General features: G+C 39.0%; 31 protein-coding genes and 1 other annotated feature. Of the genes, 21 read left to right on the top strand and 10 right to left on the bottom strand.

Features of this window, described 5'->3' with window-relative positions; genetic code table 11:
* Window positions 1-3: 3 nt before the first annotated feature.
* Window positions 4-741 carry an alpha/beta fold hydrolase gene (locus AA0Y26_RS14160; RefSeq protein WP_413362725.1) on the bottom strand — a complete coding sequence of 246 codons (738 nt, stop codon included), beginning with the start codon at window positions 739-741 and terminating at the stop codon, window positions 4-6.
* 192 nt (window positions 742-933) lie between these two features.
* On the opposite strand from AA0Y26_RS14160, the gene AA0Y26_RS14155 reads away from it, so the two are divergent.
* Window positions 934-1062, top strand: a complete 129-nt coding sequence (locus AA0Y26_RS14155) for a pyrimidine/purine nucleoside phosphorylase (RefSeq protein WP_413362723.1) — start codon at window positions 934-936, stop codon at window positions 1060-1062.
* Between the two features lie 53 nt (window positions 1063-1115).
* Here the strand turns inward: AA0Y26_RS14155 and AA0Y26_RS14150 are convergent, their stop codons facing one another.
* A complete protein-coding gene (locus AA0Y26_RS14150; protein WP_413362721.1) occupies window positions 1116-1967 on the bottom strand; it encodes a DUF6612 family protein in 852 nt (283 codons plus the stop codon).
* 193 nt (window positions 1968-2160) lie between these two features.
* Here AA0Y26_RS14150 and AA0Y26_RS14145 point away from each other — a divergent pair, with 193 nt between their 5' ends.
* The 8 genes from AA0Y26_RS14145 to AA0Y26_RS14110 all read left to right on the top strand — a co-directional run bounded on the left by AA0Y26_RS14145 (window position 2161) and on the right by AA0Y26_RS14110 (window position 7961).
* Window positions 2161-2352: a hypothetical protein gene (locus AA0Y26_RS14145; RefSeq protein WP_413362719.1), complete on the top strand. Its 192-nt coding sequence runs from the start codon at window positions 2161-2163 to the stop codon at window positions 2350-2352.
* A 139-nt stretch (window positions 2353-2491) separates the two neighbouring features.
* Window positions 2492-3259 (top strand): hypothetical protein, encoded by a 768-nt coding sequence (locus AA0Y26_RS14140; protein ID WP_413362717.1) that lies wholly within the window; start codon window positions 2492-2494, stop codon window positions 3257-3259.
* 155 nt (window positions 3260-3414) lie between these two features.
* Window positions 3415-3620: a binding site (T-box leader), on the top strand.
* A 49-nt stretch (window positions 3621-3669) separates the two neighbouring features.
* Entirely contained in the window at window positions 3670-5055 is a 1386-nt protein-coding gene (gene trpE, locus AA0Y26_RS14135; RefSeq protein ID WP_413362715.1) for an anthranilate synthase component I, read from the top strand.
* Window positions 5052-5621 carry an anthranilate synthase component II gene (locus AA0Y26_RS14130; protein WP_413362713.1) on the top strand — a complete coding sequence of 190 codons (570 nt, stop codon included), beginning with the start codon at window positions 5052-5054 and terminating at the stop codon, window positions 5619-5621. The genes trpE and AA0Y26_RS14130 overlap by 4 nt, the downstream gene beginning before the upstream one ends.
* 11 nt (window positions 5622-5632) lie before the next feature.
* Entirely contained in the window at window positions 5633-5965 is a 333-nt protein-coding gene (locus AA0Y26_RS14125) for a DUF5071 domain-containing protein (RefSeq protein WP_413362711.1), read from the top strand.
* Window positions 5966-6203: 238 nt separating this feature from the next.
* Window positions 6204-6716: an RNA polymerase sigma factor gene (locus AA0Y26_RS14120; RefSeq protein WP_413362709.1), complete on the top strand. Its 513-nt coding sequence runs from the start codon at window positions 6204-6206 to the stop codon at window positions 6714-6716.
* Window positions 6700-7551: a hypothetical protein gene (locus AA0Y26_RS14115; protein WP_413362707.1), complete on the top strand. Its 852-nt coding sequence runs from the start codon at window positions 6700-6702 to the stop codon at window positions 7549-7551. Before AA0Y26_RS14120 ends, AA0Y26_RS14115 begins: the two co-directional genes overlap by 17 nt.
* A 17-nt stretch (window positions 7552-7568) precedes the next feature.
* Window positions 7569-7961, top strand: a complete 393-nt coding sequence (locus AA0Y26_RS14110; RefSeq protein WP_413362705.1) for a carboxymuconolactone decarboxylase family protein — start codon at window positions 7569-7571, stop codon at window positions 7959-7961.
* A gap of 610 nt (window positions 7962-8571) precedes the next feature.
* On the opposite strand, the gene AA0Y26_RS14105 is transcribed toward AA0Y26_RS14110, so the two are convergent.
* Together AA0Y26_RS14105 and AA0Y26_RS14100 are read right to left on the bottom strand one after the other, a co-directional pair.
* Entirely contained in the window at window positions 8572-9042 is a 471-nt protein-coding gene (locus AA0Y26_RS14105) for a glutathione peroxidase (protein WP_413362703.1), read from the bottom strand.
* Window positions 9039-9479: a MarR family winged helix-turn-helix transcriptional regulator gene (locus tag AA0Y26_RS14100; protein ID WP_413362701.1), complete on the bottom strand. Its 441-nt coding sequence runs from the start codon at window positions 9477-9479 to the stop codon at window positions 9039-9041. Before AA0Y26_RS14100 ends, AA0Y26_RS14105 begins: the two co-directional genes overlap by 4 nt.
* Window positions 9480-9706: 227 nt before the next feature.
* Between AA0Y26_RS14100 and AA0Y26_RS14095 the strand changes: the two genes are divergently transcribed.
* Window positions 9707-10558, top strand: coding sequence for a DegV family protein (locus tag AA0Y26_RS14095; protein ID WP_413362699.1), 852 nt, complete (start codon window positions 9707-9709; stop codon window positions 10556-10558).
* Between the two features lie 8 nt (window positions 10559-10566).
* On the opposite strand, the gene AA0Y26_RS14090 is transcribed toward AA0Y26_RS14095, so the two are convergent.
* The 3 genes from AA0Y26_RS14090 to AA0Y26_RS14080 form a co-directional block, all read right to left on the bottom strand.
* Window positions 10567-11775, bottom strand: coding sequence for an MFS transporter (locus AA0Y26_RS14090; protein ID WP_413368221.1), 1209 nt, complete (start codon window positions 11773-11775; stop codon window positions 10567-10569).
* A gap of 199 nt (window positions 11776-11974) precedes the next feature.
* Window positions 11975-12466: a hypothetical protein gene (locus tag AA0Y26_RS14085; RefSeq protein WP_413362697.1), complete on the bottom strand. Its 492-nt coding sequence runs from the start codon at window positions 12464-12466 to the stop codon at window positions 11975-11977.
* Entirely contained in the window at window positions 12467-12913 is a 447-nt protein-coding gene (locus AA0Y26_RS14080; RefSeq protein ID WP_413362695.1) for a hypothetical protein, read from the bottom strand.
* A 157-nt stretch (window positions 12914-13070) separates the two neighbouring features.
* Here AA0Y26_RS14080 and rpmG point away from each other — a divergent pair, with 157 nt between their 5' ends.
* The 4 genes from rpmG to AA0Y26_RS14060 all read left to right on the top strand — a co-directional run bounded on the left by rpmG (window position 13071) and on the right by AA0Y26_RS14060 (window position 16279).
* The gene (rpmG, locus tag AA0Y26_RS14075; protein ID WP_008408521.1) at window positions 13071-13220 is read left to right on the top strand and encodes a 50S ribosomal protein L33; all 150 of its coding nucleotides are present in this window, start codon (window positions 13071-13073) and stop codon (window positions 13218-13220) included.
* Window positions 13221-13289: 69 nt separating this feature from the next.
* Complete coding sequence (locus AA0Y26_RS14070) at window positions 13290-13877, top strand: 5-formyltetrahydrofolate cyclo-ligase (RefSeq protein ID WP_413362692.1); 588 nt, start codon at window positions 13290-13292, stop codon at window positions 13875-13877.
* On the top strand, window positions 13874-14074 hold the full coding sequence (locus tag AA0Y26_RS14065; protein WP_413362690.1) for a YqgQ family protein: 201 nt from the start codon (window positions 13874-13876) through the stop codon (window positions 14072-14074). The genes AA0Y26_RS14070 and AA0Y26_RS14065 overlap by 4 nt, the downstream gene beginning before the upstream one ends.
* A 312-nt stretch (window positions 14075-14386) precedes the next feature.
* A complete protein-coding gene (locus AA0Y26_RS14060; RefSeq protein ID WP_413362688.1) occupies window positions 14387-16279 on the top strand; it encodes an LTA synthase family protein in 1893 nt (630 codons plus the stop codon).
* Window positions 16280-16389: 110 nt separating this feature from the next.
* Here AA0Y26_RS14060 and AA0Y26_RS14055 read toward each other — a convergent pair whose 3' ends face one another.
* The gene (locus AA0Y26_RS14055; protein WP_413362686.1) at window positions 16390-16572 is read right to left on the bottom strand and encodes a DUF2759 domain-containing protein; all 183 of its coding nucleotides are present in this window, start codon (window positions 16570-16572) and stop codon (window positions 16390-16392) included.
* Window positions 16573-16718: 146 nt separating this feature from the next.
* Here AA0Y26_RS14055 and AA0Y26_RS14050 point away from each other — a divergent pair, with 146 nt between their 5' ends.
* Complete coding sequence (locus AA0Y26_RS14050) at window positions 16719-17363, top strand: MBL fold metallo-hydrolase (RefSeq protein WP_413362684.1); 645 nt, start codon at window positions 16719-16721, stop codon at window positions 17361-17363.
* Between the two features lie 55 nt (window positions 17364-17418).
* Here AA0Y26_RS14050 and AA0Y26_RS14045 read toward each other — a convergent pair whose 3' ends face one another.
* Both AA0Y26_RS14045 and AA0Y26_RS14040 read right to left on the bottom strand, forming a co-directional pair.
* Window positions 17419-17658 carry a DUF2626 family protein gene (locus AA0Y26_RS14045; RefSeq protein ID WP_413362682.1) on the bottom strand — a complete coding sequence of 80 codons (240 nt, stop codon included), beginning with the start codon at window positions 17656-17658 and terminating at the stop codon, window positions 17419-17421.
* 343 nt (window positions 17659-18001) lie between these two features.
* Complete coding sequence (locus AA0Y26_RS14040; protein ID WP_413362680.1) at window positions 18002-18721, bottom strand: helix-turn-helix transcriptional regulator; 720 nt, start codon at window positions 18719-18721, stop codon at window positions 18002-18004.
* Window positions 18722-18954: 233 nt separating this feature from the next.
* On the opposite strand from AA0Y26_RS14040, the gene comGA reads away from it, so the two are divergent.
* Genes comGA through AA0Y26_RS14010 form a run of 6 tightly spaced genes read left to right on the top strand, consistent with a single transcriptional unit; the run spans window position 18955 to window position 22496 of the window.
* The gene (gene comGA, locus AA0Y26_RS14035; protein ID WP_413362678.1) at window positions 18955-19950 is read left to right on the top strand and encodes a competence type IV pilus ATPase ComGA; all 996 of its coding nucleotides are present in this window, start codon (window positions 18955-18957) and stop codon (window positions 19948-19950) included.
* Between the two features lie 4 nt (window positions 19951-19954).
* Complete coding sequence (comGB, locus tag AA0Y26_RS14030) at window positions 19955-21004, top strand: competence type IV pilus assembly protein ComGB (RefSeq protein WP_413362676.1); 1050 nt, start codon at window positions 19955-19957, stop codon at window positions 21002-21004.
* A gap of 11 nt (window positions 21005-21015) precedes the next feature.
* Entirely contained in the window at window positions 21016-21348 is a 333-nt protein-coding gene (gene comGC, locus AA0Y26_RS14025; RefSeq protein ID WP_413362674.1) for a competence type IV pilus major pilin ComGC, read from the top strand.
* Entirely contained in the window at window positions 21345-21776 is a 432-nt protein-coding gene (gene comGD / locus AA0Y26_RS14020; RefSeq protein WP_413362672.1) for a competence type IV pilus minor pilin ComGD, read from the top strand. Before comGC ends, comGD begins: the two co-directional genes overlap by 4 nt.
* Window positions 21769-22095 carry a hypothetical protein gene (locus AA0Y26_RS14015; protein ID WP_413362670.1) on the top strand — a complete coding sequence of 109 codons (327 nt, stop codon included), beginning with the start codon at window positions 21769-21771 and terminating at the stop codon, window positions 22093-22095. The genes comGD and AA0Y26_RS14015 overlap by 8 nt, the downstream gene beginning before the upstream one ends.
* Before the next feature lie 5 nt (window positions 22096-22100).
* The gene (locus AA0Y26_RS14010; RefSeq protein ID WP_413362668.1) at window positions 22101-22496 is read left to right on the top strand and encodes a competence type IV pilus minor pilin ComGF; all 396 of its coding nucleotides are present in this window, start codon (window positions 22101-22103) and stop codon (window positions 22494-22496) included.
* Window positions 22497-22623: the final 127 nt, after the last annotated feature.

Below are 22623 nucleotides of genomic sequence, written 5' to 3'. Positions count from 1 at the left end.
ACTTTATCCGAGAAATTGCTTGACTGCCTTTGTAAAGGCTTTTGCATCTTCCAGCATGCCAAGGTGTCCTGTTTTCGTTATAATTTTCTGAACAGCAATATTTTCAGTTTCGAGCGGTGGAACTACTGTATCCTCGCTGCCTTCAATTACAAGAATCGGAGTTGAAACTTCGTGGATAAAACTTGTCTGATCAGGTCTGGATTTCATCGCTTCTAATGCAGCTAGTAATCCTTCAACTGTTGTTTCATAGCCGACACGGCGAGCATAATCTACATCTTCCGAATGAGGGGTTTCACCAAAGAATGCATTGATGCCATTATCAACATATGCTTTTACCCCATCTTGTTCGATAGCTGCCTTCTGCTGATCCCGTTTCTTTTGTGCTTCCGGAGAGTCAGAGGCAGCAGAAGAATAAGCAAGGATTGCTTTATCAATTTCTGCTATTTCTTTTTCCAAAGCAGCAAGGGTAATATAACCACCCATTGAGTGCCCTAACCAAGTAGCATTCGAAACTTTTTCATATTTCAGTACCTCGGCAACCGCCTCAGCATAGTCATATACCGTATAGGAATCCAATTCTACATTGCTTTTTCCATGGCCAGGCAGGTCAATTCGGAGAATGTCATATTCCTTCTCCAGCTCTTCTAATACTTTATGGAATATGCCCAGCCCGCCAAGGAATCCATGAATCATGACGATTGTATCGCCGCCTGTATTACCATTTCGTTCGTAATGCAGCATAAAATAACCTCCTTCTATCTGTCCCTCTATTTGTAATTTCCTTCCTAGCGTATGTCCTAAACGTATTATCTCTAATTACGGTGGATTTTAGCAAAGAAAGTATAGGAAATAAGCTGAATTTTAAAAAATAAAATTAATTGAAGATATTTCTTGATACTATAGTAAAATGCACTGTAAATTGGAGATGTTTTTATGAGTACACTTGAAGATGTAACGGTACCAATTAGGGGGCACGATGTACTTTATATGCCGGCAAACAGTTCGTTTCAACTGAAAGTGGAGTCTGTTACACGTTATTGTTGTTCTTACGTAGCAGAGTAATACATAAAAGCAGCACCCATTTTAGTATGGTGTGCTGCTTTATTTAGATGTCGCTATTCTATTACTTGTGCATTATCAATAACTTCCTGTGGAATTGTGATTGCATCGATTTTATTAAAATCTGAATAGTTAACTGTCGCGCTTTGATTGATTGTCATTTTCCCCGTTTCTTCTTCCATTGTCATAACCATATCCATTTTCATATTGCTCATGTCGAATGTCTCTTTATCAATAATAAAAACATATTGCGCATCTTCGATGTTTAATCCATCCATACTGCCAAGTAATTGCTCTTCGCCGCCCATAGATGCTTTTGCCTGCTCAAGCGCAAATTCCTTAAATTTTTCTCCGTCCGTATCTAATGTTAAAATATACTCATCATCATTTTGTTCAAAAGTAAAATCCTTAACAAATTGTTCTAGCTGACGAAGCTGTTCAGAGGGGTCATTTTGGATGCCCGCTTGGTTCATAAGCTCGTCATATTCCCCTTGAGGCAGTTTAAGCCAACTGCCTGCAGTTTCCTCGTAAATATAAAAGCCATCACTTTGTGTCATATACATTTTCATAGGAGCTTCCATTTCTTCGCCGCTTTCACTGTCCTTCATAGCTGTCGTACCTTCTAGATAAAGCTGAATAGGATCGATGATCATATCCATATTGAAATCTGAAGTAGATGTCATTTCGAAGGCTCCTTCTTCTGAATCCACCCCGATTGTCTGGTCAACTTTCATAGTAGCTTTAGCACTTTTTAATTCCTGCTGTCTTTCAATTGTTTTTTCATATACTTGCTCTAATGTTAGCTCCGATTTTTCTGAGGCGTTATCCGTTACGGTTGCAGAATCACCACATGCTGCAACTAATACTGCGGAACCTAATGTCATGCCAATAAATAATTTTTTCTTCAAAATAGCCATCTCCTTTTTATGAGTTCTCTTAACCATACGTTAATAATCACGTAATGGTTTCAAAAAATTGAGAATTAAATTATAAAATGAATAATATGTATATATATACCAACAAAGGGAACATCAACATATTGTTTGAAATAGACAAAAAAAAGGAATAAATAAGATATCATTTCAACAGAGGAGGATGTTTATGAAAGATAGTATTGCGCTGCTGCTCATCGGTGGAATCGTGTTAAGTGTAAGTGTAGTATTATGGCTGCTGCATTATGTGATCCCGGGTCTTATACTATTTGGCGTTGCATCAGTCCTTCTGCTAGTAGGTATTTCACTAGTTAAACTTCGTGAAGGTCAGCCGATTAACCGACGGTCACGTACTGAATAACAGAACTTTCTCTTTTCTATTCACAGTTTCGTGATATTTTAAACACGTAAACGTGAATTTCCGACAACTTTACTATTTTTATTTTATTTTTTTCTATATACTAACAAGTACATTCAAAAATAAGGTGTGTGGATAGAAAGTGAAGACATTATTTTATGATGATGTTTTACGTTTTTTATATAGCAGTGAAATGTTTCAGCAGCTCACTGAAGATGCACAGCAAGCATTTCTGAATCAATTTGCCCGGGATGAGGAATTTATAAAGTCCATTGGGGTTGCGGTTGAGTTTCAGGATCGTCTGGGCAAATTAGAAGGCTCGGTCCCGCTCGTCACCCCTTATGAAGATGAAGGTTTACGTGATATACGCGCCATCCAACGCAAGTCAACTTTAAAGGATAAAGCTGTCACAAAAGGAAATGTAACATACGTTCCTTTTCATTATAAAATAGATTTTGTTGCTCCGTTGATTGTAGGGCTCGATACATCTCGGGGCATGGAGGAGTACGAAATTCAGGCAAAGGGACTGATTTTGCCATTATTAGAGTTATGTGCTGAGCAGAAAAGAGATTGCATCGTTGCTACAATTAATGACCGGTGTCTCTTCCCTCATGGTGAATTAACATCGGAAGGCATTCAGCGGCTACAGTATATTAAAATGGAAAATGAACAGGATATGGCGCTTCTTTTTAAACAAGCATTGTATCTTTTTGATGCTTATAAATTGAAGGAAGAAGCGGAATTTATGCTTCTAACTGCGAATACATTTAATCCTGCTTCTATTCCGGATTCTTTGATCGAGGAATTTGAGATAAGGGGGATTGAGTTATCGGCCATTGCCCTTAATTCGCAGCATTTTGAAGAGGCGCCCCTTCCGTTTTTGAAGAAGGTTTTTTTCCCAAATGGATAAACGCCAGCCAAGTGCAAAAGAAGCACTAATTTGAACTGCATTTTTCTCATCATGTGAGAAAATGCGGTTTTTATTTTGGAGAAGGTTACATTTCAGTATAAAGATATCGAAAAATTATTTGAATAATATAAAATTTTATAATAGAATAAAGCCAAGTAAAGGCTATGATGAAAAAATAGTAATGCTATAAAAAACAACAGAGAGCCGGTGTTTGGTGGGAATCCGGTGTGAAGGATAGCATGAATGGGTTTTCTAGCTGCGAAGAGGAAATGCTTCGACGTAGGTCTCACGTTACGAGAAAAGAGTGGACTATTATATGTAATAGTCAATAAAGGTGGCACCACGGCTCTCCGTCCTTTTTTGCGGAGGGCCTTTTTATGTGCAAAATGAGCTGAGAGAGGATAGTTGAGATGACAGTTGAGATTAGAGATTATGCAGTCCGAAAGCTACAGGGAGATATGCTGACTCCTGTGTCTATCTTTAATGCACTGCATGGAGAGCGCAAAGTATTATTTGAATCAAATGCTAAATACGAGGAAAGCGGAAGGTATTCCTTTATTGCAGTGAATCCAATTGCAGAACTAAAGGGAGGAAAATCGAGCTGTATATTCCGCTTTCAAGATGAAACGACAGCGTATGCTGTACCAGTGATTGAGCAATTGAAAAATTGTTTACCAATTCGTGAAGTGGAATATCCATTTGCTTTTTTTGGAGGGGCGATCGGTTATTTTGGCTATGAAACGGCCTTTCACTTTGAAAAAATCGGAGAAGTTCTGAATGATGCTTATCAGATGCCGGATGTACATGTGTATTTCTATGATACATTTATTGTAATTGATCATTTGAAGCAGGATATCACAGTGGCAGCCATCGATTTATTTCAGTCAGGCAGAACACAAGAAGAGCTAGAGGCAGCAGTTGCTCATATAGAAGAGCAGCTTTATCAGCCGCAGATGCAAACAATAGAAGAACCACTGGCTGTCTCCTTTACTCCGACAATTGAAAAGCAGCGATTTATCGATATGGTTGAAAAAGCAAAAGAACATATTCGTAATGGGGATATTTTTCAGGTGGTCTTATCGCAGACCTTTGAAACTGAATTTAATGGAAACCCGTTTACCTTATATCGTAAACTTCGCACAACCAATCCGTCACCCTATATGTTTTACATGGAATTCGGTCAGTATACCGTTTTAGGCACTTCACCGGAAAGTCTAGTGAAAGTCAGAGAGGGGATCGTAACAACGAATCCGATTGCAGGTACGAAGCCGCGGGGTAAGACAGCTGCCGAGGATGAAGCAATAGCAGCCGCACTATTGGCTGATGAAAAGGAAATTGCCGAACATAAGATGCTGGTCGATCTTGGTAGAAATGATGTTGGACGGGTAGCGAAAACCGGCAGTGTGAAAATAACAAAATATATGGCAATTGAGCGGTATAAATATGTCATGCATATTGTGTCGGAGGTAATTGGTGAACTGCGCAATGATCGGCATGTTGTTGATGTACTCGCATCCAGCTTACCAGCAGGAACGGTATCAGGTGCTCCTAAAATACGAGCCATGCAAATTATTAACGCTCTTGAGCAGAAAAAACGAGGCATTTATGCAGGCGCAATTGGTTATATATCGGTAACAGGTGCTATGGATCTTGCACTTGCCATTCGGACAATGGTTGTGAAGGATGGAAAAGCATATGTTCAAGCGGGCGCAGGAATCGTCCATGATTCCTTACCGGAATCAGAATATGAGGAGACGCTTAATAAGGCGCGTGCCTTGCTGGAGGTGGCAAAATGATTCTCCTGATCGATAATTATGATTCCTTCACATATAACCTTTATCATCAAATTGCTTCACAGGGTTCTGAAGTAAAAGTCATCCGCAATGATGAGTTAACAATTGAAGCAATCCGTCGAATGCAGCCAGAAGCCATTGTATTGTCGCCAGGCCCCGGTGCTCCGAGGGATGCAGGAATTACCGTACAAATTATTAGGGAGCTTTATAAGGAGTACCCTATTTTAGGCATCTGTCTTGGACATCAGGCAATTGGAGAGGCTTTTGGGGGTGACATCGTCCGTGCGAGTACGATTATGCATGGAAAGACAAGTATGCTAACGTATGAAAAACGAGGTCTATTTGAAAGCTTGGAAGAAGAAGTAGAAGTAATGCGTTATCATTCCTTGATTATCGACCCCGCTACACTTCATTCAGATTTTGATATATTGGCGACATCAAGCGATGATGGAGAAATCATGGCGATTCAGCATAAATCATATCCAGTGTTCGGGCTTCAATTTCACCCAGAGTCAATTGGTACCCTTGCTGGGAAGCAGATGGTTGCAGCGTTTCTGCAATATGTATAAGGAGGGAGTAGATGGAATACGAATGGATGGAGAGCTTGAAATACGCATCTTCTGAAGAAGTGTCTCCTTATATCCCGAAGCTATTGGAAGCTTTAGAGAATGATCAATATGAAGAGCGTGCATTGGAAATTTTGTTGCAATATCCAACGGAAAGTACTGTATTTATAGAAGAAGCGCTGCTTTCAGGTGATTTTATTCTACAGAAGATACTGCTTCAAAAGCTTATACCGCGCTTGCCGTTTTATTCAAAAATAGTCGTAGCAAATGCGGTTGAGCAAATTGCATTAATTCCGGGAGAGCTGCAACAGCTTGCTCAGACAGCGTTGCAAAGCTTTGAGCCATAACAAGTGAAGAGAGGTATATGCATCCTGAGCATATACCTCTTTTTAATGGATAACATTTACTTTGTTAAAGTGGTGGAATCTTGGTAAAAGCAATGCTGATCTTTCTTTAAATAAGTAAGCTTAGTGGAAATAGGACAGCTGGGGTGTAAGATAATTAAATGTCAGATAAATTTTTTCTTTAAAATGAGTCCTTGTTGTCATTTCTTCCGTCTGTAGGGTAAGAAAGGAGGCGTCCTCTATGGAAATTGAACAGTTGATTCATACATATGGCGATTATTTGTTCCGAGTCGCTTTTATTTATACAAAGGATGAACGTGCCGCCGAAGAGGTTGTGCAGGATGTATTTATGAAATTTTATCAAACGAGCCATCGCTTTGACGAACGTTCTTCCCTAAAAACATATTTGACTAAAATGACTGTCAACAGGAGCTACGACTATCTCCGTAGCTGGAAACACCGTACGTTTTCTTTGTTAGAACAATTGACAGGAACGAGCAGGGGAGCTGACTATCGTGTGTTGCAAAAAGAAGAACGCGGTGAGATTACAAAAGCGGTATTAAAACTTCCTGTCAAATATCGTGAGGTGCTGCTTCTCTATTATTATGAAGATTTACAGGTAAGTGAAGTAGCGGAATTTCTCCAGGTTCCTGTTTCCACAGTGAAAACAAGGCTGCAGCGGGGAAGAGAAAAGCTGAAACAACTGCTGCCGAAACAACAATGGGAGGTGTTAGCAAATGACGATTCAAGATAATTGGAAACGGGAATTAGATCAGTTTCATCTAACAGGAATTCAAAAACAACAAATGATCGATCATGTAAAATCAGGAAAGAAACAGAAGAAATCGTATGTGTCAGTCATACTTCCAGCCTTTGTTTTGTTAGCTATGTTTTCAGGCTGGCTGGCCCTACAGCCGAGTACTGCGATACAGCAAACAGCAGCGCCTGTAGAAACGATAAATGAGGCAATTTCCATAGAAGAAATCATTTGGCTAACCCTTACCTTGCTTCTGATGATGTCAGCCTATACACTAGCAGTCGTTTCGTTGCTTAAAGTAAAACGCTGGCAAAATGCAGCGTTCGTTCAGCGGCTAGTTGGGTTTTTAAAATCGTATCGGATCATTTGGGTGATTATTAGTTTGCTTGGTTTTGGCTTTGCTATGACACAGATTGCATCAGATTTGAAAGATCCTGTCGAATTTTTACAATTTTTCTTTGTTATATTCTTATTCGCGAACACATCTTTCATTCAAATCTTGCTGACACGCAACGAGCAACGTGCGCATTGCCCGCACTGCGGGATTGAACTAACAAACAAGGAAATGCTGAAAAAGAGCTTCATGATTTATGATGCAAAATGTAATGCTTGTAAAAAGAAAATGTACTATGACAGAAAGAAAAATCAAAGTTCGTATCTTATTCAAGCTCTTTGGATGCCAATATGCCTGCTAATGCCAAGTGTAGGCATTTCATTTTATTTAATGATTATTTATTTTGTCTTATATGCTGTCTTTACATTCGGCTATCTATTTTCTTATACAATACGATTTTCCGCACAAAGTGACGAACAACAACCTCCACTATGGTAAAATTTAAACGGGGAGGGATGACGATGGATCGTTTTAAAAAGGGCATGGAAACGATGAAAGACTATGTAACAGAAGATGCTTTGAAGCAGATGGTAGCATCAGATGCATTGGCTGACATTGCACCAGATCTGCGCAAAATGATTATTGAATTTGCCTATGGAGATATTTATTCAAGGGAAGGGCTGGGGAAAAAGAAGCGGGCACTCGTCGTCATTACAGCGGTAGTGACGCAAGGAGCTGCACCCCAAACGAAGACTCATATTACACGCGGGCTGCATGCTGGTTTGTCGCCGAAGGAGATTGTCGAGGCGTTGCTCCAGCTTGTACCTTATATCGGTTTTCCGCGTGTTCAAAATGCCTTAACAATCGCTCAGGAAGTTTTTCGTGAAAAGAAATTGCATGTGAAATAGGAAAGACCATAGAAGCTTGCAAAAAATTTGCATGATAAAAGGTCAAAAATATGGGGGGAGTACGTATTGGCTATATAATATGTGCTCCCTTTAAAGTTCTCTATATAAGTATCACAAATTTAGCTGCTGCTCCTTCATAAAATCTTATGTCTCTAGCCTTCTTATATATCCATTAGACCTAAAATCGAATGAAGTACTTTCCTCGCATTGACTGTAGAGGATATGATTAGTAACCTTGTAATTACAGTACTCAAATTTGAGTACTGTAATTTGTTTTTCAGACGAAAAGGTGAGGGAGGAGAGCTTTTGAAACAGGAAGTTATTTCATTTGAGGATATTAAACAGTTTCAATCGAGATCAGAACAATTTCATCCGCTAAATTGGTATAGGGACATGCTGCTGAATGAGCCTGTTAGTTACAGTGAGACGTCGAATACTTGGAATGTATTTAAATATGAAGATGTAAAACGTGTATTAAGCGATTATGAATATTTTTCAGGAGAAGGCGACGTTTCACGTTATAATCCTTTAATAAAAAAGGATGTAGACAAACTCCTGCTATTTTTGAGTTTGTCTACATCCTGTGGCAAAGTAATTACTTTGTCTTCTTTTATAAATACTTTTCGATTTCCTTTTCGAATTTTGATGGTTTATCAGTCGGGCCGAAACGTTTTACTACGTGGCCTTCCTTATCCACCAAGAACTTAGTAAAGTTCCATTTAACACTCTTGCCAAGCAAACCTTTTGTCTCTTCCGTTACTAATTGGAACAAAGGGTGCGCCTGATCGCCGTTGACTTTCACAATTTCATGCATTGGAAATGTAACTCCGTATGTTAGACGGCATGCTTGCGAGGCTTGGTCAGCAGTGCCGACTTCCTGTTTGAACTGATTGGATGGAAAACCTAATACAACAAAGTCACGATCTGCATACTTTTTATAAAGTTCTTCTAAATCCTCAAATTGCCCAACAAGCCCGCATTTCGTTGCTGTATTGACAATGAGCATTGTTTTTCCTTTATAGCGGTCGAGCTTATATGTTTCCCCTGAATCCGCTGTTACCTGAATGTCGTAAATGTTCATATTGTTTCCTCCTTGTTCATCATTCCCAAAAATTCATTCAATTGCTGCAAACGTTCTTTTAATGCCGGACCTTTACTAGAGATAAAATCGAAGCAAAACAGCTTTTCAACGATTGCCTGCTCAATGGTTGGCTGCATAGCCCTGGCTGTCTCGGTAAGTGAAAAATAGGAAGCCCGCTTGTCTTTCGTGGAGGGCTCTTTCTTTAGCAGGTCTTTTTCGACTAATTTTTGCAGAACGGGATTTAACGTTCCGATTCCAAGCCCTAATTTCTCGCAAAGGGATGACGTTGTTTGGCTGTCTTCATCTCCCAAGGCCAAAAGTACAAGGTACTGTGGATACGTTAAACCAAATGGCTGCAATGTTTTCGCATAAAGTTTGGTAAATTGGTTGGCTGCTTTATACACTTCAAAGCAAAGTTGTTGCTCCAATTTTTGCATGATGATTTTTCACCTCAATTTATATCGTATACGATATAAAATTGTTTGTAAAATAATTAAGTCCAAGAAAAAAATAAATTTTTACAAAATCTATGGTAGAAAAATGTCTAAATTATGTCTTGGATAATAAATAAAGTGCTCGTATATGACAATTGTCACTAGTAGAAAACGCTTTCATTCTATAAATTTAAAGCCATAAATCTATACAGCAAGGGGAATTACAGAAGTTGGCAAAGATTGCTTGGATTACTGATACGGCAGCATTTTTATCTCAAGAATTCATTAATGAAAATAATATTCACGTTTTACCTTTAAATGTAGTATTTGAAGAAGGAGCATTTCGTGAAACAGTCGATATGACACATAAAGAGTTTTATAATCGATTGCGAAATGCAAAAGTTCACCCTAAAACATCTCAACCAAACTTTGGAGAACAGGTAGCACTTTATGAAAAGTTAAAGAAGAGCGGCTATGATTGTGCCATTGCTGTTCATACCTCTTCTAAGCAATCAGGCACTGTAACGAGTGCCCCGATAGCAGCAGAGCAAGCAGGATTTAAAACGTATGCTATTGATGCAAAGATAGGATCGTTTCCTATGCAGAAAATGCTGGAAAAGGGAATGGAGCTTGAAGAACAGGGAGCAGCACCTGAGCAGATTGTTGAGGAGATAAAAAAGATACGCTTGCGCTCAGAGTTATCTTTCATCCCAGCAAGTCTCGAGAACCTTCATAAAAGTGGGCGGGTTTCCGGGACAGCAATGTTTTTAAGTAATCTATTAAATATTAAACTTGTAATCTCTTACATTGATGATGGGACATGCGTGGTGACAAAGAAGGTACGTGCAGATAAAAGGGCAAAAAAAGAGATTGAACATCTATTAGAGAGAGCAGTAACGGAATCCGGTGTAGCACAAGTAGCCGTTATCCATTGCAATAATGAAACGGGGGCTGACGCATGGAAAGCAGAATTACAGAAAGATTATCCGGCCATTGAATTCATTGTGACGCAGCTTTCGGCGGCTGTTGGTGTCCATGCAGGAGAGGGGACACTCGGCTTAAGCTGGGTACGATTAAAATAAGAACAACCCTAGTCAGTGTGACTAGGGTTGTTCTCTTTTTTTGATATAAGGGTGTAGCTGAGAGCTAAAATTAATGCAATGAAGAGCATACCGGAAATAAAAATGACAATGCCATTCCAGCCGTAGTAGTACCAGAATACACCGCCTGTTGTGCCTCCAACACTGGACCCGAAGTAATAGGCAAAAAGGTAAAGAGAGGATGCCTGCGCCTTGTCCTTTTTCGCGCGGAAGCTGACTCCTCCACTAGCAATCGAATGAGCACCGAAAAAACCAAATGTGAAAATGGTAATTCCGGCAATTTTGATAACTAGGTTTACTGGAAGCGTCAGCAATGCTCCGGAGAACATGATCAGGATACCGACAAAAAGAACACGTTGTCTTCCAAAACGGTCGGAAAGGCTGCCAAACCATGCCGAACTAAAGGTGCCTACGAGATAGACGATAAAGATCCAGCCAACAATACTGGCACTGAGAGAGTACGGTTCATCTAACAATTTATAGCTTATGTAATTAAAAAGTGTCACAAAGCTGCCCATTAATACAAAGGCAATACCGAATAAACTGACAAGTCCCGGGTCCTTAACATGCTGTAGCAATGATTTTGTGAGTATAGCGAAATTCAGTGGCCGGGCTTTAAAATTTCTAGAGGGCGGTAGGGCCCATATAAAATAGAGACTAATAACAATGCTTAAAATACCAAGTAAAATGATGCCGATGCGCCAAGTGAATAAATCCGTCATTGTTCCCATAAAAATTCGTCCTACGAGTCCACCGACTGAGTTGCCGCTTATGTAAAGTCCCATCGCTGCTCCGAGACTGGAGGGTTCCATTTCTTCGCCTAAGTAAGCCATTGCAATGGCTGGAACGCCAGCCAAAACAAAGCCCTGGACTGCACGTAATATAAGAAGCGATTCAAAAGATGGACTGTATGCTAAAATCAGTGTCAATACAGCTGAAGCAATAACAGAAACGGTCATAATGTTTTTGCGTCCCCAAGCTTCTGATAGGGAGCCAAATAAAATGAGGCTGAACGATAAAATAACAGTCGCTATTGATAAAGATAAGCTTGCTGTAGCAGGTGAAATGCCGAATTCATCTGAAAATACAGGTAACAATGGCTGTGTGATGTAAAGGTTAGCAAACGTACATAACCCAGCAGCAAAAAGAGCCAAGTTTGCTTTGGTAAAGTCCTTAGATCCCTTCTGAATATGCATTATCGAATTCTTCTTTCTATATTTGGTATCGTATCTATTATTATATTATAATATTTTTTGACAATTTAGTGAACAAAAAAAAGGGGGGAACCCCCTTCTCATAAATATGGAACGATAAATTTATAAAATAAAAACTATCCCTTTGTTTACATCAATCTTACTATGATAGCGAAAGGAAAAGCCGCTACGGATTCAACGATTCTTACTCTACTGTTTTTCCAGTTAATGTTCTGGCCATTTCTTCCATTGACATACCAGAATTTAGTTCAAACTGTCCTTTTTGAATGGAACGGGAATACTCCGGTTTTGATAAAAAAAGCTCTAGCTCTCGGCCATTTGGAATAATTCCTGAATCTTCGGCTTGTTTACCAATGTCATACAACGAAACTCCTTCATAAATATAGATGGTTCCAGAAACGGTTGTAGGTTTTTCAGTGTCTTCTTTGTTAGCAGAGGAAGTCTGCTCTGCTGTTTCCTCATCCTGAGGTGAAATTTCTTCTGTAGACAGGGAAGATGCTTTCAAGGATGCAATTTCTTTATTTGCATCAGTCAGCTGCCGTTTTAGCTCTGCGAGTTCTTTTTGTTCATTTTTTGCTGTTCCCTGAGAAAGGGGTTCGCCCATATAATCTAATACTGTAAATGTGGCGCCTGCCAAAAATAGACCAATGCCCATTCCACGCAGTAATTTCTTCATTTATATGCCTCCGTTGGATAAAATCGATCGTACTTGATCAGGCGTTAACGTAGAAAGCTTACTGATTTCTTCAATAGATAGCCCCTGTTTGTCTAATTCAATAACCTGACTAATTAAAATGCTATGTATAGGTTTTGTACTGCCGCTTGCTTGTTGAGCGGGCTTTGTTGAAGATGGGTTTACCTTTATTTGGGATGCTGCTTGCTGGAATGTTTCCATCGGTGTTTTCTTTGGAGCAGATTTTGGTGATTGAACTTTAAAATTAGGTTCAAGCAGCAGCTCTTCTTCTACGATTTTTAGTCGGCGTTTAATACCGTTCGTTTCCTGATAAATGCCGATTGACAGTTCCTCTACTTCTTTTTCGATTTGTTTTGTGCGGTCTTTTAAGAAGAAAGAGATGATGATGAGTACTATGCCAACACCCATAAAGATGAGTGATAAATTCATTTTTGCCTACCTCCTGTGCTTTGCCATGAATGATTTTATTATATCAAAAGATATTATGAATTGATGCTAGATTTTTTTTAAGATTGTGTTATAATGGGTTAGTCGTATAAATCATGCTCAATTTATTTATTCTTGATTTAGAGTGGGAGGGTTAATAATGCGCGTAAATATTACTTTAGCTTGCACTGACTGCGGCGAACGTAACTACATTTCTAAAAAGAACAAGCGTAACAATCCAGAGCGTCTTGAACTTAAAAAATATTGCTCTCGCGAGAAGAAATACACTCTTCACCGTGAAACGAAGTAATCGCTCAATTAGCCAAAGCCCACAGTGGTTTTGGCTTTTTACTTCTTATAAGAAAGGTTGCGGGGTTAAGTGGATAAAAAAGAAATTCGAAATATGGTCAGAAGCCACTTGATGGAGATGGATCGAGAGACATATCTTTCAAGATCAGACCTTATACAAAATAAATTATTGCAAGAACCTTCTATTAAAGAAGGAAAAACGATTGCTGTAACGATGTCCAGATTTCCGGAAGTGGAAACTCGTCGTATAATAGAAGCTTTTTGGAATATGGGAAAAACAGTTTGCGTCCCAAAATGTAATCCGTCAACTCGTGAAATGATCTTTTATGCTATATCGGATTTCAGTCAGCTGGAAAAAGTATATATGGATATTGAAGAGCCGATTGTCGGATCTACTGAGCCTATTTTAAAGGAACAAATTGACGTAATGATCGTCCCAGGAGTCGTTTTTAGTAAAGCAGGATATCGGATAGGCTTTGGAGGCGGATACTATGACCGCTATTTACAGCAGTTTATGGGCGCTAAAATTTCATTAGCTTTTCATGAACAAGTGAAGGATTCTATTCCTGTTGCCTCACACGACATTCCTGTAGATATTATCTTGACTGATAAAAAACATATCCACGCACGTATAAATCGGGAGGAACAGAGCATATGAAAACGATGATTGATATTTACGAGCTGCTCAAGCGGTTTGGCATCTATATTTATACAGGTGATCGTCTTGGGGATTTAGAATTAATCGAAGATGAAGTAAAAGAACTATATAAAACCCGTTTGTTAGAGGGTAAGGATTACCAGACAGCTATACTGATTATTAGGCAGGAAGAACGTAGAGTAAAAACGGGCAAATAATATTTAGTTGTAGTATAATAATGGAAGCTTTTTGTGGGGTTTTTTTGTATTTATGATTACTTGTACGTATCGTAAATGGAGGGAACAAAGAAATCTCAAGCAAGTAAGGTGATTTCCATTATTTCCATGAAACCTTTAGTAAGCAAGAACGTATTACCTTAATGGAGAGAATGGCATTTGACTCTCTATAATGTTTTCCCTTTACAAATTTAGGGAAATATTATTGAATAGTAAGGGAAAAGGATTAACATATTTATTGTTTTAATCCAACTAACAAAAAATTATTTCTAAAAACTGGAGAGGATGTTTTGGATGAACTCGAAATGGCCTAAACATTCGATATTGACTTTTGCTATTGTAGCAGCATGGATCAAAACAGTAGTCGTGTACTTGACTAGCTTTGATATGGGTATGGAAAATGCGATGCAGTATTTCATTTTAATTATTAACCCGTTAAGCTTTTTACTATTTATCTATGGTATTTCATTGTTCTTTAAAACAGCAAAAGTGCGAAATCGATATATTATCGGTACGAGTGTCATTTTATCCATCGTGCTGTATGGTAACGTGGCTTTCTACCGATTCTATAATGACTTTATAACGCTCCCTGTTTTGTTCCAGACAAGTAATTTCGGTGACCTTGGAACTTCGGCGGCAGCAATTATCAACTGGTATGACATTTTCTATTTTGTAGACGTGATTTTACTTATTTTACTTGTGAAGTTTATGCCTGCTTTAAGTCAGCAAACAACGGTGCGCAAGGAAGTGCGTCGTGCTTATTTTGTGACGTCAGTAGCAGTATTATTCCTAAATCTAGGCCTTGCTGAAACTGAACGTCCACAATTATTGACACGCAGCTTCGACCGCGAACTGCTTGTGAAAAATATCGGGACATATAACTATCATTTATATGATATTTATGTACAATCAAAATCTTCTGCACAACGAGCGCTTGCGGATGGCAGTGAACTTGTAGAGGTAAATAACTATGTGCGCGCGAACCAGGCCTCTCCTAACCCGGAGATGTTTGGGAAGTATGCAGACCGTAATGTCATTCTTGTATCAATGGAGTCACTGCAAAGCTTTGTCATTAATAATGAGATGAATGGGGAAGTGGTTACACCATTCTTAAATTCATTGACGAAGGACAAAGACACATATTATTTCAGTGATTTTTATCACCAAACAGGACTAGGGAAGACTTCCGATTCGGAATTTATCGTAGAGAATTCTTTGTTTGGTTTAGGACGTGGAGCGGTATTCTTCACTCACGGTGAAAATACGTATAATTCAATGTCAGAAAGATTAGGTGAAAACGGCTACCATACAAGCGTTATGCACCCGAATAACAAATCATTCTGGAACCGCGACCGGATTTATAAGTCGTTTAATATTGAAAAGTTCTATGACATTGATTCTTATACAGTGAACGAGGGAGAAGCTGTAAACTGGGGGATGAAGGATATTCCATTCTTCAACCAATCAGCCGACCTAATGAAGGAAATGCCTCAGCCTTTCTATACTCGTATGATTACGTTGACAAACCACTATCCATTCTATTTAGACGAAGAGGATAAATATATCAATGAATACACGTCAAACTCTGGAACATTAAATCGTTATTTCCAAACAGTACGCTATATGGATGAGTCGCTTAAATTATTCTTTGAGGATTTAAAAGCACAAGGCTTGTATGACAATTCGATTATTGTGTTATACGGTGACCATTATGGTATTTCTGAAAACCATAATAAAGCAATGGCAATGTATTTAGAGAAAGAACAAATTACACCATACGATAGTACGTTATTACAATCGGTACCATTATTCATTCATATTCCAGGATCGAATGACGGTCAGGAAATAACAGAGCCGGCAGGACAGATTGATTTACGTCCTACAATCCTGCACTTGCTTGGTGTTGATACATCAAAAGATATGCAGCTGGGAGCAGACCTGTTCTCTGAAGAGCATGATGGATTTGTAATTTTCCGTGACGGTCGCTTTGTAACAGATGACCTTGTTTATACAGATGAGGTTTGTTATGATCGAGCAACGGGCGAAGAAACATTAGTTGATGCGTGTCAGCCATATATCGAACGTGCAACGATTGAGTTGGAACACTCGGATAAAATCATCAATGGAGATTTACTGCGCTTTTACGATCAAAAAACAGGAAATCTGACTGATGGTAACGGTAAATAAATAAAAAGGAAAGGCAATGCCGAGTTTCGGCTTTGCCTTTCCTTTCACATTTTTTGAACAAAACAAAAGGGCGACCTAGCAAACACTAGGCCGTCCTTTTGTTTTAGCTATTAGTGGTGTACCGGTGGGTAACCAGAGTTTAGTACTGTCATTACTACGAACCATCCGAAGATAGCTGCAGAAGCAACGTTAAATACTACAGAAAGAAGATTCTTTTCTTTGATTGCCTGGAATGTGCCGACCACAGATAAAATAGCTATTAGTCCGAAAATGATCATTAAAATCCAACTCATGATATAGACACTCCTTTCGACATAAGAATGTCGTAAACAATATTTCTTTTATATTGTATAGCTTATTCTAGAGTTTGTCGAGCGGAAAAAATGACGTTTGTTTGAACATCCGATCATGTATAATGAGATAGAGGTGATATGATAAGATGCTAAATGTCAGAATTTACAGTCTAGGTCCGATTCAAACTAATTGTTATATTGTAAGCAATAAAAAGAAAGAGTGCCTAATTTTTGATCCAGGAGAAGAAGGCAATCGTCTTGTAAAAGAAATTCGTTCGCAAGGTTTGAAGCCGCTTGCGATTTTGTTAACCCATGCGCATTTCGATCATATAGGTGCTGTGGACATCTTACGAGATACGTTTAATGTACCGGTTTATATTCATGCAAGCGAAGTTGACTGGCTATCTGATCCACTTAAGAATGGCTCAGGAAAGTATTTCGAACTTCCTAACTATACAGTAAAGGCGCCGTTGGAAGAACATATTATTCGCGTTGAGCAGACGTTTGAAGTAGGAGAGTTTGTTTTTAAAGCCGTCTTTACACCTGGGCATTCGCCAGGTAGCGTGTCTTATATATTTGAACAGGATGGATTTGCTATTGTAGGGGATACATTGTTTGAAAGAAGCATTGGGCGTACAGATTTGATTGGCGGTAATATGAAAGAACTGCTGAAGTCCATTCACGATAAACTTCTCGCACTGCCAGAAGATACGATTATCTATCCGGGACATGGGGATTATACAACACCTGCAGCAGAAATGGAAAATAATCCATTTTTAAATGGTTTTTAAAAGGGTATAAAAGAAGCGTATCGCATATGCGATACGCTTATTATAATGGACGGGATTAATGGCCGCCAGGTACGTGCAAGAATGTTGTATAATAAGTAAATCCTGCGAAGAAGATAGTTAAATACGCACCAAAAATGTACATGTACATACGTTCTGAAAGGTTTAAGAAGCCTAATAATAAGAATAAACCTGTATTACCTACGAATAATAGCGAAACCTCGGGCATGTGTCCAAGATAGAACATAACGGCAAAAATCCCTGTCCAGAAAGCCATAACTTTATACATATTGCTCATGAAAATTCCCCTCCTTTTGCGAGTGAATACAATAGTCTCCCGTATATTATAAATGATGTTTATATAGAATGTAAACTGCAACTTCAGTGAACTTTGTGACAATCAAGTGGAATTTACAAGACCTTGCTGCGGCTTGGTATAGTAAGTCCGGAGACAGATTTGTTCTTTAGTCAAAAGAGAATGTAAATCAGTCAGTGGCTGTCATAATATTCGGCTGATTTATGCTGGTATCTCCTGTAAGAATGTTTATTTAAATTACAACATTTGCATGATACTTCCTTGCCTTTTTAAGAAGGGCAGAGCATCCAGCAAAAAGATGTCTAAATTCCAGTTCTTTTGTTCTTTAGAGAGTTGAGAGTCTTCTGCTGAAAGAAGCTACCTGGATTTCATACTGGCAATTCTCGCATTCGTGCAGCATACTGCCTGTCTGAATAAGTTCATGCTCTTCCGTGAACAGAGCATCTGTTTGACCTTGAAGATAAGCTTCGTGCAAAGCACAAACGGCTTTTTGATGATCAGAAAGCTGAGCGCGAAAAGGACAATTATAGATCATGAAATGAATGATTGTCTTTTCTTCAAGCATTTCAATGGAGGGCACATAGCCGATAAGTGCAGCCTGCTCTGTTAGTATAGCTGCCTTTTCTTCAAAGCTGTTCGTCATTTTTGTTTCTTTGATTTTTTCTTCCATTTCTTTATACCCATGGTTATAGGCAATTTGTTTTCCTTTTTCCAAAGCTTCTAATCCCAGACTTTCTGTTAATTCCAATAATATATGCAGCAGCATGGACTCTTCTCGTTTAGGGAATGTTAATGCAACGCCTTGTGCTGTTGCTCGATAGATACGTCCAGGACGGCCGCCTTTTCCTGTCTTAACAAACTCAGCAGAGACAACATTGATTTCCGATAGCTTTGTCAGATGGAGTCTAGCAACGTTTGGGTGAATATGGAATTGGTCAGCTATCTCCTGTACGGTGAATGAGCGCTTATTCTGCAGCATGAACTCATAAATATTATACCTGGTCTCATCCGCCAATGTCCCGGTTATTTTTAATGGATGCAGCACAGTATTCCACCTCTTTCTCTCTAATAGTATATGCCAAATCATAAATGAAACCTATCAATTTGAATATCAAATTGAATGTCCTCCTATTTCAAAACGCAAATTTAAACAAAATGTTTCATTGAGAGTCAAAATTAAATTTTGGGACTTATCATTCCATTTCAAGAGTCTACTCATTATAATGAGGCCATAGATAGCGATATGCCCATTATTTTTATACAAAAGAGGTGTATAAAATGGAGCATGAAACAGTTATTGCAACTCAAAGTGAACAGCTTTTATTGAAAGCTTGTCACTTCGGCGCTTCTGATCTTCATCTTATTCCTAAAAAAGAGCATTATTCTATTCTGCTCCGTAAATTTGGAAGGCTTGTCGAAACAGGGACTTTGCCAGATGAAGCAGCAATCCGCATTATTTCCTACCTTAAATATTTATCTTCTCTTGATATTAGTGAAAAACGTAAACCGCAAAGCGGCGCTTTTCAAAAGGAAATTGAAAAACATCTTTATGCATTTCGTATTTCTACATTACCTTCTGTATTTGCCAAGGAGAGCATGGTAATACGCGTATTACGCCAAAATTATGCCTATCCGGTCACTTCTCTTTATTACTATCCTCAACTTGCTGACCAATTAACCCATCTTGTCCACCATCACCAAGGGTTGTTGTTACTGTCTGGGGCGACGGGCTCCGGCAAGACGACGACCCTCTATTCACTTATTCAATATTGCCGAACGACCCTTTCCCGCCATGTTATCTCTTTGGAGGATCCCGTAGAGAGTAGTCAAGAAGATTTGCTGCAAATTCAAGTCAACGAACGAGCAGGCGTTACATATGCCGCAGGGCTAAAGGCTATTCTCCGACATTCGCCAGATGTGATTATGATTGGAGAGATACGGGACAGTGAAACAGCAAAAATTGCATTGCAGGCCTCCCTAACTGGTCACCTGGTCCTTTCCACTATCCACGCTAAAGATACTGTGAATTGTCTTTATCGCTTACTGGATTTAGGTATTTCCTTTGATGAAATGAGGCAAGCACTCGTCGGAATTGTTGCTCAAACCCTTATCCAGGTTGAGAAAAAAGAAGAAAGGAAAGCGTTATTTGAAATATTGAGTGATGAGCCCTTGCTGCAAGCGATTTCCGAAGTATCACGCGGCGGTTTTTATGAATTAGAAGAAGGGACAACTTTAGCTGATCAGCTGCAGAAAATTAAAGGGGGCAGGGGGTGAGTGTATGGCTGTTCTATCCCTGATTCGGAGGAAGAAAATGCAGGTTATTCAACTGCCTCAGCTGCTTACCAGGACAAGCATACTTCTTGAAGAGGGATACACGTTTGCTGAGTGTATTGAGATGCTCGTCCCTTATCATATAAAAAATTCGCCCCAATGGGAGAGTGTATTAATAGGGGCATTTAGGGATGGAGCAGGGCCGAGTGCAATTTTTAGTTTAATGGGCATGAAAAAGCAGCATCTGTTATCTGTTGAGTTAGCGGAGATGACGGGCAACCTTTCACAAACTTTATGTACAGTGGGAGAGCAGATCCGCTTTTCGGAGGAGACTAGAAACAGAATCGTGAAGCTGCTTGTTTATCCAGCCTTTTTATTTATTTTAATAGTTGGGTTATTTATCGCATTTAGAATAAAGTTTTTGCCAAATATCCAAGCGATGTTACTTACACGCACTGGATATAGTGAATCATCTAGTATCCAATGGTCCAAGTTCTTTCTCCATATGCCGGATTACATTATTATGCTGGCATTAGTGGCAGGTGGATTGCTGACAGCTGGTTTTATTTATGTAAGCCGAAAGAGAGTCAATTTGCAGCTGGCCATCTTTTTGAAAGTACCTTTCATTCGGTATTACTGGCGACTATTGATGACAAGGCAATTTTCACGAACGCTTGGAGAGCTCCTATTAACAGGCTTTTCGTTACAGGCGTCTTTAGAGCACATGGCAGAACAACCTCATCAGAAACAAATTGCTTATATTTCATCGTATATCCGCCAAAGAATCGTATACGGCGATTCTTTGGCACAGGCAGTGCTTGTAAGTGATTTTTTCTATCCGAGGTTCGAGCAGTTTATTGCACACGGAGAGTTAAGTGGTCTACTTGGCAGAGAAATGATTTTGTATGCTGAACTTTTGGACAGTAAGCTGCAAAACGGCATCAAACTTATCACAAAAACAATTCAGCCATTGTTGTTTATCATCATTGCACTTTGTATCGTGGCAGCCTACTTAAGCATACTGCTGCCTATGTATAATATGCTCGATGTCATTTAGGAGGGGAAAGAATGTTAAATGAAAAGGGTTTTACTTTAATTGAAATGTTAATTGTCTTATTGATCATATCAGTGCTTATCTTAGTTACGATACCAAATGTAACAAAGCATTTTTCTACAATTGATGAGAAAGGGTGCAGTGCATATGTAAGCATGGTACAAGGACAGGTCGAAGCTTATCGTGTAGATAAAATGGAATACCCGACAGTCGCTCAGTTGATTGAGGAGGGCTACATTTCTACGGACGAGGCGAAATGCCCCAGCGGCGAGAAAATCAAGATTGACCAAGATGGAAAAGCGTCTGTGGAGGGAACAAGGGCAGGAGACGGTGATGGCTCATCGTGAAACATAGCACAGGAGGGTTCACTTTACTCGAGACATTGCTTGTATTGTTAATAATGATGACAATTATCGGTGTTGTCATGTCTTTTTCCTATAGCCAATGGAAAGAAGCGCAGTATGAACAAGCTATTGAAAAGTTTAGGTTAACATTACACCAAGCGCAAATGGCAGCAATACAGGAACAGACTACTGTAAATGTATATATAATCGACAAAAAATATGTGAAAACGAGCAAGTCCTTTTTTAATTACGATCTTACATGGGAAATTCCAAATGGTATGAGTATTACCATTTATACCAATAAGACGTATATCACGTTTACACCACTAGGAAATGTCAGAGAGCTGGGGAAGGTTGAATTCCAGACACCGGAAAGGAAAATTGTATATTCGATTAATATGTCGAAGGGAAGGTTGCGGCTGATTGAGTGAACAAGGAATCACATTGTTGGAAACCGTTTTGAGTATTGTGATTTTATCGCTATTAACCATTACATTACTGCCGGCTGCCAACAATCTTCAAGAAAAACTCTATAATGAGAAACTGGCTTATTATGCTAGTGAAGCTGCATTTAATGGAATTAAGGAGTCAGCATATAGTGGATCTGCAGAGGGGAAGATTACAATTGAACATGTTAATTATAATTGGCAATACGGTAATGGAGAAATATGTGTCTTTTACAACGATTTAAAGGGACCGCAGAAAATGTGCGTCGATATAGAAGGCAAGAGGATGGATTCACATTTGTAGAGGCCTTGTTACAACTTGTACTATTAGTAGTGTTTGGCCAACTTCTCTTTTTTATATTCATAGAATATCAGGAAATGAATGATATAAAGAAAAAGAGACTGGAGACTGATTGGGAGATATGTGTAAATGATATCAATCAATCCTTACCGTATGGGAAGAGCGAGATTACCGTTTCGCAGGATGGATTAAGTATTACTGTCAGAACTCCTGATAAAGTATATAACATTCAGTTTCTTAATAAGGTTTTATGGAAACGAGAAAACAATGGGAATGAGACATTACTGACAGGTGTAAAAAGTGCAAACTTTGAAATGAACGATAATAGACTGCTGTTGAAAGTCAAATTAGAGGACGGAAAGGAAAGGGAGAGGATCTTTATTGTGGAACAGCATTCGGAATGAGAAAGGCGCTCTCTTTCCGTTATCTATTGTTTTACTGTTTTTAGTAACAGGTGCCTGTTTAACCTATGCTTTTACTTTCCAGGTGGAAATAAAAATTTATAATTCATTGGAATTGTCGAATGTTCGT

Source organism: Lysinibacillus canaveralius, from assembly GCF_047301505.1.
Classification (GTDB): domain Bacteria; phylum Bacillota; class Bacilli; order Bacillales_A; family Planococcaceae; genus Lysinibacillus_B.
This window is presented reverse-complemented; position numbering and strand designations above follow the sequence as displayed.